Origin of the sequence: Pseudomonas sp. B28(2017), assembly GCF_002113025.1 — a bacterium.
In the GTDB taxonomy this organism is placed as follows: Bacteria; Pseudomonadota; Gammaproteobacteria; order Pseudomonadales; family Pseudomonadaceae; genus Aquipseudomonas.
The window spans coordinates 408972-423554 of record NZ_NEJH01000002.1 but is presented as its reverse complement, the minus strand read 5'-3'; the positions used below and the strand labels follow the sequence as shown (position 1 = coordinate 423554).

Annotated in this window: 15 protein-coding genes; 6 read left to right on the top strand and 9 right to left on the bottom strand. The window is 59.9% G+C overall.

Annotation, left to right across the window (positions count from 1 at the left end; genetic code table 11):
- Window positions 1-21 precede the first annotated feature (21 nt).
- Together CAF65_RS06665 and pdxH are read left to right on the top strand one after the other, a co-directional pair.
- A complete protein-coding gene (locus tag CAF65_RS06665) occupies window positions 22-1029 on the top strand; it encodes an OmpA family protein (RefSeq protein WP_085715591.1) in 1008 nt (335 codons plus the stop codon).
- Between the two features lie 24 nt (window positions 1030-1053).
- Window positions 1054-1701 carry a pyridoxamine 5'-phosphate oxidase gene (gene pdxH / locus CAF65_RS06660; protein ID WP_085715590.1) on the top strand — a complete coding sequence of 216 codons (648 nt, stop codon included), beginning with the start codon at window positions 1054-1056 and terminating at the stop codon, window positions 1699-1701.
- 5 nt (window positions 1702-1706) lie between these two features.
- Here the strand turns inward: pdxH and CAF65_RS06655 are convergent, their stop codons facing one another.
- Window positions 1707-1943, bottom strand: coding sequence for a hypothetical protein (locus CAF65_RS06655; protein WP_008016450.1), 237 nt, complete (start codon window positions 1941-1943; stop codon window positions 1707-1709).
- 165 nt (window positions 1944-2108) lie between these two features.
- On the opposite strand from CAF65_RS06655, the gene CAF65_RS06650 reads away from it, so the two are divergent.
- Window positions 2109-2573: a glycine zipper 2TM domain-containing protein gene (locus tag CAF65_RS06650; protein ID WP_085715589.1), complete on the top strand. Its 465-nt coding sequence runs from the start codon at window positions 2109-2111 to the stop codon at window positions 2571-2573.
- 100 nt (window positions 2574-2673) lie between these two features.
- Here the strand turns inward: CAF65_RS06650 and nhaA are convergent, their stop codons facing one another.
- Window positions 2674-3861: a Na+/H+ antiporter NhaA gene (gene nhaA, locus CAF65_RS06645; protein WP_085715588.1), complete on the bottom strand. Its 1188-nt coding sequence runs from the start codon at window positions 3859-3861 to the stop codon at window positions 2674-2676.
- 247 nt (window positions 3862-4108) lie between these two features.
- Here nhaA and CAF65_RS06640 point away from each other — a divergent pair, with 247 nt between their 5' ends.
- Window positions 4109-5206 (top strand): PLP-dependent cysteine synthase family protein, encoded by a 1098-nt coding sequence (locus CAF65_RS06640; protein ID WP_178076670.1) that lies wholly within the window; start codon window positions 4109-4111, stop codon window positions 5204-5206.
- Between the two features lie 142 nt (window positions 5207-5348).
- On the opposite strand, the gene CAF65_RS06635 is transcribed toward CAF65_RS06640, so the two are convergent.
- Together CAF65_RS06635 and CAF65_RS06630 are read right to left on the bottom strand one after the other, a co-directional pair.
- A complete protein-coding gene (locus CAF65_RS06635) occupies window positions 5349-6962 on the bottom strand; it encodes an NAD(P)/FAD-dependent oxidoreductase (protein ID WP_085715586.1) in 1614 nt (537 codons plus the stop codon).
- A gap of 107 nt (window positions 6963-7069) precedes the next feature.
- Window positions 7070-7738 carry a COG3650 family protein gene (locus tag CAF65_RS06630; protein WP_085715585.1) on the bottom strand — a complete coding sequence of 223 codons (669 nt, stop codon included), beginning with the start codon at window positions 7736-7738 and terminating at the stop codon, window positions 7070-7072.
- Between the two features lie 134 nt (window positions 7739-7872).
- Between CAF65_RS06630 and CAF65_RS06625 the strand changes: the two genes are divergently transcribed.
- On the top strand, window positions 7873-8973 hold the full coding sequence (locus CAF65_RS06625; protein WP_085715584.1) for an acyltransferase: 1101 nt from the start codon (window positions 7873-7875) through the stop codon (window positions 8971-8973).
- 21 nt (window positions 8974-8994) lie between these two features.
- Here CAF65_RS06625 and CAF65_RS06620 read toward each other — a convergent pair whose 3' ends face one another.
- The gene (locus tag CAF65_RS06620; RefSeq protein ID WP_085715583.1) at window positions 8995-9594 is read right to left on the bottom strand and encodes a short chain dehydrogenase; all 600 of its coding nucleotides are present in this window, start codon (window positions 9592-9594) and stop codon (window positions 8995-8997) included.
- A gap of 107 nt (window positions 9595-9701) precedes the next feature.
- Between CAF65_RS06620 and CAF65_RS06615 the strand changes: the two genes are divergently transcribed.
- A complete protein-coding gene (locus CAF65_RS06615; RefSeq protein WP_085715582.1) occupies window positions 9702-10610 on the top strand; it encodes a LysR family transcriptional regulator in 909 nt (302 codons plus the stop codon).
- A 196-nt stretch (window positions 10611-10806) separates the two neighbouring features.
- On the opposite strand, the gene CAF65_RS06610 is transcribed toward CAF65_RS06615, so the two are convergent.
- The 4 genes from CAF65_RS06610 to livH are packed head-to-tail and all read right to left on the bottom strand — an operon-like array spanning window position 10807 to window position 14449.
- On the bottom strand, window positions 10807-11508 hold the full coding sequence (locus CAF65_RS06610; RefSeq protein ID WP_085715581.1) for an ABC transporter ATP-binding protein: 702 nt from the start codon (window positions 11506-11508) through the stop codon (window positions 10807-10809).
- A complete protein-coding gene (livG, locus tag CAF65_RS06605) occupies window positions 11509-12276 on the bottom strand; it encodes a high-affinity branched-chain amino acid ABC transporter ATP-binding protein LivG (RefSeq protein ID WP_085715580.1) in 768 nt (255 codons plus the stop codon).
- Window positions 12273-13529 (bottom strand): high-affinity branched-chain amino acid ABC transporter permease LivM, encoded by a 1257-nt coding sequence (locus tag CAF65_RS06600; RefSeq protein WP_085715579.1) that lies wholly within the window; start codon window positions 13527-13529, stop codon window positions 12273-12275. Before CAF65_RS06600 ends, livG begins: the two co-directional genes overlap by 4 nt.
- Window positions 13526-14449, bottom strand: a complete 924-nt coding sequence (gene livH / locus CAF65_RS06595) for a high-affinity branched-chain amino acid ABC transporter permease LivH (protein ID WP_008016464.1) — start codon at window positions 14447-14449, stop codon at window positions 13526-13528. The genes CAF65_RS06600 and livH overlap by 4 nt, the downstream gene beginning before the upstream one ends.
- Window positions 14450-14583 lie beyond the last annotated feature (134 nt).

Genomic DNA, 14583 nt, shown 5'->3' with positions numbered 1-14583 from the left:
CTTCATTTTTGTGGATATCCAATGTCATCCAATAAAACCCTCGCCTTGGCCCTGTGCTTCGCTATTACCGGTTGCGCACAGACTCCACAGAAAGACGCGATGGCACCTGTCGTCAAGACTGAAAGCGGCAGCCACTGGTACTGGCCGTTCGGTTCCGACGACAGCGCCGGCAAGCCCGCGGTCAAGCCGGAAGCGAAACCTGAAGTCAAACCCGTCGCGGTGGCCAAGGCCGGAACCGATAGCGGCAGCAAGTGGTGGTGGCCATTCGGCGGTAGCGAGCAGAGCGCAGCCAAGGCTGTACCGGCGCCGGACCCGAAAGTCACCCAGGCCTGGCTTGACGACTACGAACCGCGCCTGCGCGAGGCGGTCAAGGGCAGTAACCTGCAGATCGAACGCCGCGAAAACGTGCTGGTGGTGACTGCGCCGGTCGAAGGCTCGTTCAACCCTGATCGTCCGGCCATGTTGCTACCGGTCACACTTGGTCCGTTCACCCGCGTTGCCAAAATCCTTGAAGCCGATCCAAAGACCGCTGTCTTGATCCTCGGCCACAGCGATACGTCCGGCTCTGCACCAGCCAACGTCAAACTGAGTCAGGAGCGTGCCCAGGCCGTTGCGGCGATTTTCCGTCTCAGTGGTTTGCAGCGTGATCGCTTGATGCTGCGTGGCCTGGGTGGTGAAGCGCCGCGTGCGGCCAATGACAGCGTGCAAGGGCGTGCGTTGAATCGCCGCGTGGAACTGCTGGTGACCCCGCAAAACACCATGGTCGCACTGCTGAGCAAGTACAACATGCCGGCGCCGGCGCCTGCGACCATGGTCGCTTCCGCTGACGTCAAACCGGTCGCCAAGCCTGTGACACCGGCCCCAGCGTCTAAAAAGGCGGCTGTTCCAGCGGTGAAAAAAGCCCCGGCGAAAAAAGCTCCGGCCAAGAAAGCACCTGCGAAAACTGCAACGCCGGCGAAGAAAACCACGCCAGCCAAAGCCTCTGCGGCAGACAAGAAGGTCGCCAACACCGATACTGCAAAGCAGTGATTCGTTAACCAAAAGGAATGCGCCATGACCCAGGGCCTGGCTGATATGCGTCGTGACTACACCCGTGATGGCCTGACCGAGGCGCAAGCCCCGGCCGAGCCGTTTGCGTTGTTCCACCAGTGGTTTGCCGACGCGGTAAAAACCGAACAGGTACCAGTGGAAGCCAACGCCATGACCCTGGCCACCGTTGACCAGGACGGTCGACCGCACTGTCGCATCCTGTTGCTCAAAGGCCTGGACGAGCAGGGTTTCACCTTTTTCACCAACTACGATAGTGCCAAGGGCCAGCAACTGGCCGCGAATCCGTTCGCGGCCATGACGTTTTTCTGGCCGGCGCTGGAGCGTCAGGTACGCATCGAAGGGCGGGTGGTGAAGGTGACGCCTGAAGAGTCAGACGCCTATTATCAGGTTCGCCCCCTCGGCAGTCGCCTGGGGGCCTGGGCATCGCCGCAGAGCCGCGTGATCGCCGATCGTGGCGAGCTCGAAGCGCTGCTCAAGGACACCGAGCAACGTTTTAGCGACACCCAGCCACATTGCCCGGAACACTGGGGCGGTTATCGCCTGCTGCCGGAGCGCATCGAATTCTGGCAGGGCCGCCCAAGCCGCCTGCACGACCGCCTCAACTATCGCCAGCAGGGCGCCGACTGGATTCTTGAACGCCTGGCACCCTGAGCAGTCTACCGACCGGGATAGTCTGCCGCAGCGGCCTCCAGCCACTTCGGCAGGTCTCGACGCTTGATCTTCTGCACCCGGGCACTCGCCAACCGTTCGAGCATGAAGGCTTTTTTCTGCTCGTCCTTGCCGGCCAGCGCCAGTGCCAGGTCGCGGTCCATCCAGCGTTTGATCCGCACGTACAGCCACCAATGAAAGTACAAACCGGCAACAGTCGTGACGACGATGATAAAGTAGTCCATGAAAATCCTTGCTCAGCGGGGCAGTTTTCCGATGTTGCCGCTACTGTGTGAGTTCGTGGGGGCGCCTTAACGGAGCCTGAATCAAACCAATTTTACCCGGGTGCTGCCGTGACAGGCGTCAAGCCGCGGGGTCTAATGATCATCTGTTTCTTTGGAGTTGATGCTATGCGTAAGTCTGTTCTGCTGGTTGCTTCCTTTTCCACGATGGCGATGTTGCTCACTGGTTGCCAATCGAGCCTGACCGGTGACTCCTACTCCCGTGACGAGGCGCGTCGCGTGCAGACCGTTCGCATGGGCACCATCGAAGCATTGCGTCCGGTGAAAATCGAAGGCACCAAGACCCCGATCGGTAGCGCTGCAGGCGCAGTGGTCGGCGGCGTTGGCGGCAGCTCCGTCGGTGGTGGCAAGGGCAGTGTTGTTGCTGCAGTCATCGGTGCTGTGGCGGGTGGCCTGCTCGGTTCGGCCGCTGAAGAAGGCCTGACCCGCACCCAGGGCGTGGAAATCACCGTGCGCGAAGACGATGGCAGCATGCGTGCCTATGTTCAGGAAGTTCAACCGAACGAAGTGTTCCGTGTTGGCGAGCGTGTACGCATCGCCAGTGTGAATGGCACCAGCCGCGTTTCGCACTAAGCGTAAATAGCGGATAAAAAACCCGATCAGGTGGCTGATCGGGTTTTTTGTTTTTCTGCTGGAGGGATTCCTGGTTGGCGTCAGGCGTTATCGCTGTTTATCAGGAGGCCAGCGCGGTGTTCTTGCGGCTCGCCATCGCCGTCACCCCGTAACCGATCAGCGCCGCCAGTATCGAACCGGTCAGGATCCCCATGCGGTCCATCCCGGCGAAATCGCTCACGCCCGGCTCAAAGGCCAGCGAGCCGACAAACAGACTCATGGTGAAACCAATGCCGCAGAGAATCGCCACGCCCAGTATCTGGCCCCAATTGGCGCCTTGGGGCAGTGCGGCGATACCGGTTTTCACGGCCAGCCAGGTCAGGCCGAAAACACCGACGGTCTTGCCCAGCAGCAGCCCGATGGCAATGCCCATGGGGACATGGTGAGTGAAGCTTTCGACGGTGACGCCGCTCAGGGACAGGCCGGCGTTGGCGAAGGCGAACAGCGGCAGGATGCCGTAGGCGACCCACGGGTGCAGGGCATGTTCCAGGGTCAGTAGCGGCGAAGGTTCGGCATTTTTCGTGCGCAGCGGGATGCAGAAAGCCAGGGTCACGCCGGCCAGCGTGGCGTGGACACCGCTCTTGAGCACGCAGACCCAGAGAATCAAGCCAATGATCATGTACGGTCCGAGCTTGACCACCCCAAGCCGGTTCATCCCGATCAGCGCCGCAATACAGGCGGCGGCCAGTGCCAGGGACAAGGTCGACAGCGCGCCGGAATAGAAGATCGCAATGATGATGATTGCGCCGAGGTCGTCGATGATCGCCAGGGTCATCAGGAACAGTTTCAGCGAGACCGGAACGCGTTTGCCCAGCAATGCCAGCACGCCAAGAGCGAAGGCGATGTCGGTAGCGGTCGGGATTGCCCAGCCGTTGAGGGCCGGTGGCGTGTCGCGATTGAGGTACCAGTAGATCAGCGCCGGCACCACCATGCCGCCAATCGCCGCTGCGCCAGGCAGGACGATTTGCGACGGTCTGGACAACTGGCCGTCCAGGACTTCGCGCTTCACTTCCAGGCCGATCAGCAGGAAGAACAGCGCCATCAGGCCATCGTTGATCCACAGCAGCAAGGGTTTGGCGATTTTCAGGGCACCGATCTGGGCCACCACGGGGGTGTCCAGCAGGCCGTTGTACAGCCACGACAGCGGCGAGTTGTTGATAATCAGAGCCAGAACGGCAGCGGCGATCAGTAACAGACCGCTGGCAGCTTCCAACTGAAAGAAACGCGTGAAAGTGCTACGCAGAGGCAAGGTCGCTCTCCATCTGTGAATTCAAAAGGTGTTACACCCTAACAAGTACTGTTAGTTGTTAAAACAAAACTTATATTCTTTTTTGTTATATGTCGTTACAACGTAATCCGGCAGCAGGGACCTGAGCCTAGCAGTTGCCGGGCGTATTGGATCTCAGCTGTGCCTGTGCTGTATGTAGGTTTTTTCCTAAGCTTGATGGTTGAGCCCTGTGACAAGGCCAACTCCTGCCTGATTCAACGAGAAAACCATCATGAGCGACAACCGACAGTGGGCCCGTGAAGCGATCCGGATCATCGAAGCCGACTTCCAGCGCAGCGCCGACACACACCTGATTCCCTTGCCGCTACCGGGTTTTCCAGGCATCGAGTTGTACTTCAAGGATGAATCCAGCCACCCCACGGGCAGCCTCAAGCACCGCCTGGCCCGCTCGCTGTTTCTTTATGCGCTGTGTAACGGCTGGCTCAAACCCGGTGCGCCGGTCATTGAAGCGTCCAGCGGTTCGACGGCGATTTCCGAAGCGTACTTCGCGCGCATGCTGGGCTTGCCGTTCATTGCGGTGATGCCGGCGACCACGTCCAGGGAAAAGATCGCACAAATTGCCTTCTACGGTGGACAAAGCCATCTGGTGGACGACCCGACCCAGATCTACGCCGAGTCCGAGCGTCTGGCTCGCGAACACGACGGGCACTTCATCGACCAGTTCACCTACGCCGAGCGTGCTACCGACTGGCGGGCGAACAACAACATTGCCGAGTCGATCTTTTATCAGATGCGTTTCGAGCAGCATCCCGAGCCGAGCTGGCTGATTTCCAGCCCCGGTACCGGGGGCACCACGGCCACCCTGGGCCGATACGTGCGTTATCGCCAGCATGGCACCCGCGTGCTGTGTGCCGATGCCGAGCGTTCGGTGTTCTTTGATTACTACCAGACTGGCGATGCCAGCTTGCGCCTGGACCACGGCTCGCGTATCGAAGGCATCGGCCGGCCACGTGTGGAAGCGTCGTTTCTGCCCACGGTGATCGACGCAATGGTCAAGGTGCCGGATGCCTTGTCACTGGCGGCCATGCACTACCTTGCCGAGCGTCTGGGGCGCCATGTGGGCGGGTCGAGCGGGACCAACCTGATTGGCGCACTGATGGCCGCTCAGCACATGAAGGCGGCGGGGGAGACGGGGTCAATGGTGGCGATTCTGTGTGACGGAGGCGAGCGCTACGCCACGACCTATTACGATCCGAAGTGGCTCAAGGCCCAGGGGTATGAGTTGAGTGGCTTGATGGCTGCGGTAGCTGCGACCGTGGAGCGGGGGGAGGCGCTGCCGGACTCGGTATTGCGCGCCAATATCTGAAATTCACAAACGCCGAATACCACTGTGGGAGCGAGCCTGCTCGCGAAAGCGGTATCAAATTCAACACATAGGTTGATTGATCTACCGCCATCACGAGCAGGCTCGCTCCCACAGGGATTTGTGTCACGTCAATGACCGGATATCAAGCCTCGAGACCGAGGATGTCCCGGGCCACCGCTTCAGCGATGCGAATCCCGTCGACACCCGCCGAGAGAATCCCGCCCGCATAACCGGCACCTTCACCGGCCGGGAACAAGCCTTTCACGTTCAGGCTCTGCATCGACTCGTTGCGGGTAATGCGCAATGGCGACGACGTACGCGTCTCGATGCCGGTCAACACAGCATCGTGCAGCGAGTAACCACGAATCTGCTTCTCGAACGCCGGCAAGGCTTCGCGAATCGCTTCGATGGCGAACGCCGGCAACGCCAGCGCCAGATCACCCAGGGCAACGCCCGGCTTGTAGGACGGCTCGACGCTGCCCAATTCGGTGGACGCTTTGCCCGCGATAAAATCGCCGACCAGTTGCGCCGGGGCTTCGTAGTTGCTGCCGCCCAGCACGAAGGCGTGGGATTCCAGGCGTTCCTGCAACTCGATACCGGCCAGCGGACCGCCCGGATAGTCGACTTCCGGGGTGATGCCGACGACGATGCCGGAGTTGGCATTGCGCTCGTTACGCGAGTACTGGCTCATGCCATTGGTCACGACACGGTTCGGTTCGGACGTCGCTGCCACGACCGTACCGCCCGGGCACATGCAGAAGCTGTAGACCGAACGACCATTCCTGGCGTGGTGCACCAGTTTGTAGTCGGCGGCGCCCAGTTTCGGGTGGCCGGCGTACTTGCCCAGGCGCGCGCGGTCGATCAGCGACTGCGGGTGCTCGATGCGGAAACCCACCGAGAATGGCTTGGCTTCCATGTACACGCCACGGCCGTGGAGCATGCGGAATGTATCGCGTGCGCTGTGGCCGAGGGCCAGGATCACATGTTTCGAATGGATCTGTTCGCCGCCATTGAGCTCGACGCCGACCAGTTGGCCGTCATCGATCAACACGTCGGTGACACGCTGCTGGAAGCGCACTTCGCCGCCAAGGGCGCGAATCTGCTCACGCATGTTTTCCACCACACCGGTCAGACGGAATGTACCAATGTGCGGTTTGCTGACGTAGAGGATTTCTTCCGGCGCGCCGGCCTTGACGAATTCATGCAGGACCTTGCGCCCGAGGAACTTCGGGTCCTTGATCTGGCTGTACAGTTTGCCGTCGGAGAATGTCCCCGCGCCGCCTTCACCAAATTGCACGTTGGATTCGGGGTTGAGCACGCTTTTGCGCCACAGGCCCCAGGTGTCCTTGGTGCGCTGGCGTACTTCGGTGCCGCGTTCGAGGATGATCGGCTTGAAGCCCATTTGCGCCAGCAGCAGCCCGGCGAAAATCCCGCACGGACCGAAGCCGACGACGATCGGACGCGCGTTCAGGTCAGCCGGCGCCTGGCCTACCGCTTTGTAACTGACATCCGGCGCCACGTTGACGTTACGGTCGTCGGCGAACCTGTGCAGCACCGCCGCCTCGTCGCGAACTTCAAGGTCGATGGTGTAGATGAAGCACAGTTCGGAGGACTTTTTACGCGCATCGTAGCTGCGCTTGAACAAGGTGAAATCGAGCAGGTCATCGCTGGCGATGCCCAGGCGCTGCGCGATGGCAGGGCGCAGGTCTTCATCGGGATGGTCGATCGGCAACTTGAGTTCGGTGATTCGTAACATGGCGGGATCCGGTTCGCGGGGCGCACAACTGCGCCAGGGCGTTTGAAGCCCGCGATTATAAGCCCCAAAGGCTGCGTCCAGTGAGGCAAAAACAGCCTCTCGTCGAATCAGTCGTCGCGCGATCCGCCGAAATAACCGCATCCGCGCTGAACCTGGCCGTCAATTCGCAGCTCGGCGCTCATGTGCTGGATGCTGCCGGTGCTGCTGTCGACGCAACGTTGCGGTGCAACCCAGAGTTCGATGTGCTGGTTATTGGCTTCGGTGCTGAGGTTGAAACGGCCATCGCCCAGTTGCTCCTCGACGTAAGGCACGGCCAGCGGCGGCTGGCCGGTGCGGTCGACGACCATGCCTTTGCCACTGACTTTCACGCTCCACTCCGGGGTGTGGCCGGCGGCGCGCAGAATCAGCAGTTTGAAGTTCGGATCATCGCACGCGGTGCCCGAACGCTCGACGCGGTACAACTGCTCCAGATCGAGCTGGCCGTCACTACCGCTGCCAGCCACAACCCGTCCGCGCACGTCGGCAAACAGCTTGCCCTGTTTGTCCGCCAGGTTTGCAGCCTGCTGCAGGACACTGGTACCGCCCGTGTCGTTGACCACGTAACGGTTTGCCTGGTTACACGGCTGGAACACCAGGTTGCCGTCCGCTGCGGTCAACTGGCCTTGCATGCGTGTCTGGCCGACATGGGAGGCGCTCTGCCGTTCACCCTCGAACAACTGGCAAGCGGCAAACAGCGGAAGCAGGGCAACGAGGACTAAGGAACGGGCAACACGCATCTTGGGGTCTCCTGACAGGTGCCGCCACGTTACTCAGGCAAGCCTGTGATCACAAGGCTTGTGTGTCAGGGATTGAGTTGCCGGGGGCGTCGCAGCATAGTGGCGCATTTGTCCAGGATCGGGCCCACTTCGGCATGAACCAACACCTGTCTGTTTTCCCCAAACGGCTGTACGCATTGGATGCACTGCGTGGTATCGCGGCGTTGGCGGTGGTGTTCTGGCACTGGCAACACTTCTTTTTTCAAGGAGCAGTGCCGGGTGAGCTGCAAACCGAACAGCAACCGTTCTACAGCGTGTTCTCATTGTTTTATCGATATGGTGGCGATGCGGTCGCGCTGTTCTTCAGCTTGTCCGGGTTCATCTTTTTCTGGTTGTCCGGTCATGCCGTGGCGCAGAGAAAACTGACCGGAAAACAGTTTTTCATCGAGCGTTTCAGCCGTATCTATCCGCTGCATCTGGCAACGTTCGGCGCTGTTGCGTTGCTACAGACGGTCTACACGCGGTATACGGGAAACGCTTTTGTTTATCCGTTCAATGATCTCTATCACAGCGTGTTGAACATTTTTCTTGCCCCAGCCTGGGGATTGGAACAAGGCTGGTCTTTCAACGGCCCGGCCTGGTCGATCTCTGTTGAAGTACTGCTCTACGCGGCGTTCTTCCTGCTGTGGCGCTATTCACCTTTTCCAACGCTGGTCAGCTTTTTGTTGATCGCCGTGGCGGCTTGCATCTTTCCTGCCCAGTACAAAATTACCCTCGGCGTGTTCAGCTTTTTCTGTGGTGGCGTTGGTTATGTGTGGGTCGCGTGGCTGCTGCAACGGGCGCCCACGCGCTGGGTGGGAATTTGTTTGGCAACAGGTTGTGCAGCGGGATGGTGGCTGTTTGGCGCTGATCAGCCGTTGATCAGGTTTGCGCTGTTGTTTCCGCTGACGATCATGGCCATTGCGGCGTGTCATCAGTTGCTGGAACCGCTCGCCCGGCGATTGGCGTGGCTGGGTGATATCAGCTACGCCTCCTATTTGCTGCACTTCCCACTGCAAATTATCGCCGCGCTGCTGGTGGATAAATTCTTCCCGGGACGTAATGTCTTTTATCAACCGTGGACGTTGCTGCTGTTTTTTTCGGTACTGATCGGTGCCAGCCTGATCTGTCATCGATGGTTTGAACGGCCGATGCAACAGTGGCTGCGACAGTTTGGGCACAAGCGTCTGGCGAACGGCGTGATCGCTCGCCAGTAACGCGTCTGTCAGAAAGTACGGTCAGCCGACGTGAAAGGTCTGACCTGTTTGCAGGCCTTCCACGCTCTTGGCGTAGGCCAATGCCACATCCACCGCAGGAACCGGCTTGAAGCCGCGGAAGTACGGCGCGTATTTGCCCATGGCTTCGACCAGGACGTTCGGGCTGATCGAATTCACACGCAGGCCGCGCGGCAGTTCGATGGCGGCGGCCCGCACGAAACTGTCCAGTGCACCGTTGACCAACGCCGCCGAGGCACCGCTGTAAATCGGGTCGTGGCTGAGCACGCCAGTGGTGAAGGTGAACGAAGCACCGTCGTTGGCGAACTCGCGGCCGATCAGCAGCAGGTTGACCTGGCCCATGAGTTTGTCTTTCAGGCCCAGGGCAAAGCTCTCTTCGGTCATATCATTGAGCGGGGCAAAGGTCACGTTGCCGGCGGCGCACACCAGCGCGTCGAATTTGCCGGTCTGCTCGAACAGTTTGCGAATCGAGGCGCTGTCGCTGATGTCCACCTGGAAGTCGCCGCTGGTGCGACCGATGCGGATGATTTCGTGGCGTGGCGACAGTTCTTTGTCGATGGCCGAACCGATGGTACCGCCTGCGCCGATCAATAGAATTTTCATGGATGTTGATCCTCGTTGTGGGTTGAACGAGGTATCAGTTTAGGGTGGTTTTTTTCACAGATAAGCGCACTAATAGGCAACCTTTGGTTTTCAAATGGAAACAATCCATGAGCGAGATGGATGACCTGGCCGCGTTCGCTGTATTGATCGAAGCGGGAAGTTTCACCCTGGCGGCGCAGCAGCTTGGTTGCAGCAAAGGCCAACTGTCCAAACGCATCAGCCAGTTGGAAGTGCAGTTCTCCGTGATGCTCTTGCAACGCACCACCCGCCGTCTGAGCCTGACCGCGGCCGGTGCTGCGTTGTTGCCCCAGGCGCAGGCGCTGGTGGTGCAAGTCGAACGGGCGCGCCAGGCCCTGGCGCGTTTGAAGGATGACATGGCCGGCCCGGTGCGGATGACGGTGCCGGTATCACTCGGAGAAACTTTCTTCGATGGCCTGCTGCTGGAGTTCTCCGCCAAATACCCTCAGGTGCAGATCGAGCTGGAGCTCAACAACAGTTACCGCGACCTGTCCCGTGACGGCTTCGACCTGGCGATTCGCTCTGACGTGGCCATTGACCAGCGACTGGTGGCGCGCCCGCTGCTGGCGTGGCAGGAGCTGACCTGTGCCAGCCCGGCTTATCTGGAGCAATACGGTGAACCGCAAACGCCCCAGGCGCTGGCCGAGCATCGTTGCCTGCTCAACAGCCATTACAGCGGCCGCGAAGAATGGCTGTATCACCAGCAGCACGAGTTGCTGCGGGTGCGGGTGTCGGGGCCGTTCGCCAGCAACCACTACAACCTCTTGAAGAAAGCCGCACTGGTCGGCGCCGGTATTGCACGCCTGCCATCCTACTGTTTGCCAACAGAACTGGCCGATGGGCGTTTACGGTGGCTCCTGCGTGATTATCAGACCCGCAGCATGCCGATGTACCTGGTGCATCCATATCAGGGCGGATTGCCCAAGCGCACGCAAGTGCTGGCGGATTATTTGGTCGGGTGGTTCAAGCGCAGTGGGGAGGCATTGGATCGGCTGTGACAAAAAATCTGACACCATAAAGACCCTGTGGGAGCGAGCTTGCTCGCGATAGTGGTGGGTCAGTCAACACCTATGTTGAAGGTGATGCCGCCATCGCGAGCAAGCTCGCTCCCACAGGAGATTTCATTGTTGGTGAGGTTGTGCCAGGCATAAAAAAACGGCCCGCGAAGGCCGTTTCTTTTGTTTACCGCAAAGGTTAGCCACCGAGGTACGCGTCACGCACTTTCGGATCGGTCAGCAGTGCTTCACCGGTGCCTGTCATCACCACCCGGCCGTTCTCCAGAACGTACGCGCGGTCAGCGATTTTCAGCGCCTGGTTGGCGTTCTGCTCGACCAGGAACACGGTCACACCGTCCTTGCGCAGCTGTTCGATGATGTCGAAGATCTGCTGGATGATGATCGGTGCCAGGCCCAGGGAAGGCTCGTCGAGCAGCAACAGCTTGGGCTTGCTCATCAGCGCACGGCCGATGGCGAGCATTTGCTGTTCACCGCCGGACATGGTGCCGCCACGCTGATTGAAACGTTCTTTCAGGCGCGGGAAAAGTCCGAGGACCTTGTCCATCTGCTCCTGATAGTCGCCCTTGGCGGTGAAGAAACCACCCATGGACAGGTTTTCTTCCACGGTCAGGCGGGAAAACACCCGACGACCTTCCGGTACTACGGCAATGCTCTTGCGCATGATCTGCGAGGAGTCCTGGCCGACCAGTTCCTCACCCATGTAGCGGATGCTGCCGCTGTGGGCCTGCGGCGAACCGCAGAGCGTCATCAGCAGGGTCGACTTGCCGGCACCGTTGGCGCCGATCAGGGTCACGATCTCGCCCTGACGGACTTCGACGTTGACGCCGTGCAGGGCCTGGATCTTGCCGTAGAAGGTGGAAACGTTTTCGAACTGCAGCATTTACGCTTCCCCCAGGTAGGCTTTGATCACTTCAGGATTGTCGCGGATCTGTTCCGGCGTACCGTTGGCCAGCGGTGTACCCTGGTTGATCACGAAGATGTGGTCGGAAATGCTCATGACCAGTTTCATGTCGTGTTCGATCAGCAGTACGGTCACATCATGCTCTTCACGCAGGGTGCCGATCAGTGCCTTGAGGTCTTCGGTTTCCCGTGGGTTGAGGCCGGCGGCCGGTTCGTCGAGCATGAGGATCCGCGGGCGGGTCATCATGCAGCGAGCGATTTCCAGGCGACGTTGCTGACCGTAGGCCAGGGTGCCGGCCGGACGGTTGGCGAACTCCTTGAGGTTGACCTTTTCCAGCCAGAACTCGGCGTATTCCATGGCCTCGCGTTCGCTTTTGCGGAACGACGGGGTCTTGAACAGGCCGGACAGGAAGTTGGTGTTCAGGTGACGGTGCTGGGCGATCAGGAGGTTCTCGACCGCCGTCATGTCCTTGAACAACCGCACGTTCTGGAAGGTTCGCACCACGCCTTTGCCAGCGATCTTGTGACCGGGCAGGCCTTCGATCGCTTCACCGTTGAGCTGGATGCTGCCGGCGGTGGGTTTGTAGAACCCGGTCAGGCAGTTGAACACGGTGGTCTTGCCGGCACCGTTGGGGCCGATCATCGACACCACTTGTTTCTCTTTGACGCTCAAGGCTACGCCATTGACCGCCAACAGACCGCCGAAGCGCATGCTCAGGCCGCTTACATTCAGAATCTCACGGCTCATTTGCGCAGCTCCATGTGGGGGCGTTGCATCGGCAGCAGACCTTGAGGACGCCAGATCATCATCAGCACCATCAAGGCACCGAACATCAACATGCGGTATTCGCTGAAGTCACGCATCAGCTCGGGCAACAGGATCATCACGACAGCTGCGAGGACCACGCCCAACTGCGAGCCCATGCCGCCCAGAACCACGATGGCGAGGATGGTGGCCGACTCGATGAAGGTGAACGACTCCGGTGTGACCAGCCCTTGACGCGCGGCGAAGAAGCTACCGGCGAAACCGGCGAAGCAGGCACCCAGGGTGAAGGCAGACAGCTTGATCACGGTCGGGTTCAGGCCCAGGGCACGGCAGGCGATTTCGTCTTCGCGCAAGGCTTCCCAGGCACGGCCGATAGGCATGCGCAGCAGGCGGTTGATCACGAACAGCGCGAACAGCGCCAGCAACAACGCAACGAGGTAGAGGAAAACCACCTTGCTGACGGGGTTGTAGGTCAGGCCGAAGTACTCGTGGAAGGTCTGCATGCCTTCGGCGGCCGTTCTATCGAAACTCAGGCCGAACAGCGACGGTTTGGGAATGTTGCTGATGCCGTTCGGTCCACCGGTGAGGTCGGTCAGGTTGCGCAGGAACAGACGGATGATTTCACCGAAGCCCAGGGTCACGATCGCCAGATAGTCACCGCGCAAACGCAGTACCGGGAAACCCAGCAGGAAGCCGAAGGTGGCCGCCATCAGTCCGGCGATCGGCAGGCAGATCCAGAAGCTCAGGCCGTAGTAGTGCGACAGCAGTGCATAACTGTAGGCGCCCACGGCGTAGAAGCCGACGTAACCGAGGTCGAGCAGGCCGGCCAGGCCGACCACGATGTTCAGGCCCAGGCCGAGCAGCACGTAGATCAGGATCAGCGTGGCGATGTCCACCGCACCGCGTGAGCCGAAGAACGGCCAGACCAGTGCAACGACGATCAACGCCATGATGATCCAGCGCTGGGTTGTCGGCAGGGTCAGGAAGTGGCTCGCGCTGGCCGGGATCAGTTTACCCTTGGGCATGGAGCGCATGGCCGCCGAGTATTGGCGATCGAACAGCACACGCAGGAACATCAGCACCGAGCAGGTGCTGATGATGAACAGGGTCGAGGTGCTGGCACCCTGCACTTCGAGGCTGATACCGGCGATGGACAGTTTCAGACCGAGTACCGGATAGGCCACGGCCCATACCAGCAAGGCGCTGAACAGCGCCTGTTTAAGATTCCTAGTCATACTTTCTCAACCTCCGGACGGCCCAGCAGGCCGGTTGGCCGGAATAACAACACCAGAACCAGCAGCCCGAAAGCCACCACGTCCTTGTACTGATCACCGAAGATATCGGCGCCAAAGGCTTCTGCCACCCCCAGCACCAGCCCGCCGAGCATGGCGCCAGGAATGCTGCCGATGCCACCCAGAACCGCTGCGGTAAAGGCTTTTAGACCTACCAGGAAGCCGGCGTTGGGGTTGATCACGCCGTACTGCATGCTCAGCAGTACAGCCGCCACGGCCGCCAGGGCGGCACCGATGACGAAGGTCAGGGCGATGATGTTGTTGGTGTTGATGCCCAGCAGGTTGGCCATCTTGATGTCTTCGGCACAGGCCCGGCAGGCGCGTCCCAGGCGTGAACGCGAGATGAATCCGGTAAGGCAGAGCATCACCACCAGGGTCACCACGAACACCAGGATCTGCATGTAGGAGATCAGCACTTCCTGTGCGCCGCCCGGACCGAAGCTGAAGCTGCCCGGAATCAGGTTGGGGATCGATTTGTCCTTGGAGTCCTGCGAGAGCAGTACGGAGTTCTGCAGGAAGATCGACATGCCGATGGCCGAGATCAGCGGGATCAGGCGGTTACTGCCCCGCAAGGGGCGGTAGGCGATCCGTTCGATGCTGTAGCCGTAGGCACTGGTAACAACGATGGTCGCCAGGAAAGCGGCGGTCATCAACAGCGGCAGTGAGTCAAAACCCAGCATGGCCAGTCCGGCAAGGACGATGAAGGCCACGTAGGAACCGATCATGTAGACCTCGCCATGGGCGAAGTTGATCATTCCAATAATGCCGTACACCATTGTGTAGCCAATGGCTATCAGGGCATAGGTGCTGCCAATGGTCATCCCATTAACCAGCTGTTGGAAGAAGTGATAGATCTCAGGCATTACAGCGCTCCTAAAAACCTGATACGCATTTCACTGGTGGAGTCATGTTCCAGCCCGGGCGATGTGGTCTGTGGCCACTTTTGCTCGAGCGTTTGCCAGCGAACCGCTGGTGACGGTTTTAAGATTTTCAGGTA

What these genes read in the sequence shown, in the direction of transcription:
- livG (WP_085715580.1), bottom strand. Translation starts at nt 12,276, where the DNA reads ATGAGCCGTGAGATTCTGAATGTAAGCGGCCTGAGCATGCGCTTCGGC.
- CAF65_RS06625 (WP_085715584.1), top strand. Translation starts at nt 7,873, where the DNA reads ATGAACCAACACCTGTCTGTTTTCCCCAAACGGCTGTACGCATTGGAT.
- CAF65_RS06615 (WP_085715582.1), top strand. Translation starts at nt 9,702, where the DNA reads ATGAGCGAGATGGATGACCTGGCCGCGTTCGCTGTATTGATCGAAGCG.
- CAF65_RS06650 (WP_085715589.1), top strand. Translation starts at nt 2,109, where the DNA reads ATGCGTAAGTCTGTTCTGCTGGTTGCTTCCTTTTCCACGATGGCGATG.
- CAF65_RS06665 (WP_085715591.1), top strand. Translation starts at nt 22, where the DNA reads ATGTCATCCAATAAAACCCTCGCCTTGGCCCTGTGCTTCGCTATTACC.
- CAF65_RS06620 (WP_085715583.1), bottom strand. Translation starts at nt 9,594, where the DNA reads ATGAAAATTCTATTGATCGGCGCAGGCGGTACCATCGGTTCGGCCATC.
- CAF65_RS06655 (WP_008016450.1), bottom strand. Translation starts at nt 1,943, where the DNA reads ATGGACTACTTTATCATCGTCGTCACGACTGTTGCCGGTTTGTACTTT.
- CAF65_RS06610 (WP_085715581.1), bottom strand. Translation starts at nt 11,508, where the DNA reads ATGCTGCAGTTCGAAAACGTTTCCACCTTCTACGGCAAGATCCAGGCC.
- CAF65_RS06635 (WP_085715586.1), bottom strand. Translation starts at nt 6,962, where the DNA reads ATGTTACGAATCACCGAACTCAAGTTGCCGATCGACCATCCCGATGAA.
- CAF65_RS06630 (WP_085715585.1), bottom strand. Translation starts at nt 7,738, where the DNA reads ATGCGTGTTGCCCGTTCCTTAGTCCTCGTTGCCCTGCTTCCGCTGTTT.
- CAF65_RS06600 (WP_085715579.1), bottom strand. Translation starts at nt 13,529, where the DNA reads ATGACTAGGAATCTTAAACAGGCGCTGTTCAGCGCCTTGCTGGTATGG.
- pdxH (WP_085715590.1), top strand. Translation starts at nt 1,054, where the DNA reads ATGACCCAGGGCCTGGCTGATATGCGTCGTGACTACACCCGTGATGGC.
- livH (WP_008016464.1), bottom strand. Translation starts at nt 14,449, where the DNA reads ATGCCTGAGATCTATCACTTCTTCCAACAGCTGGTTAATGGGATGACC.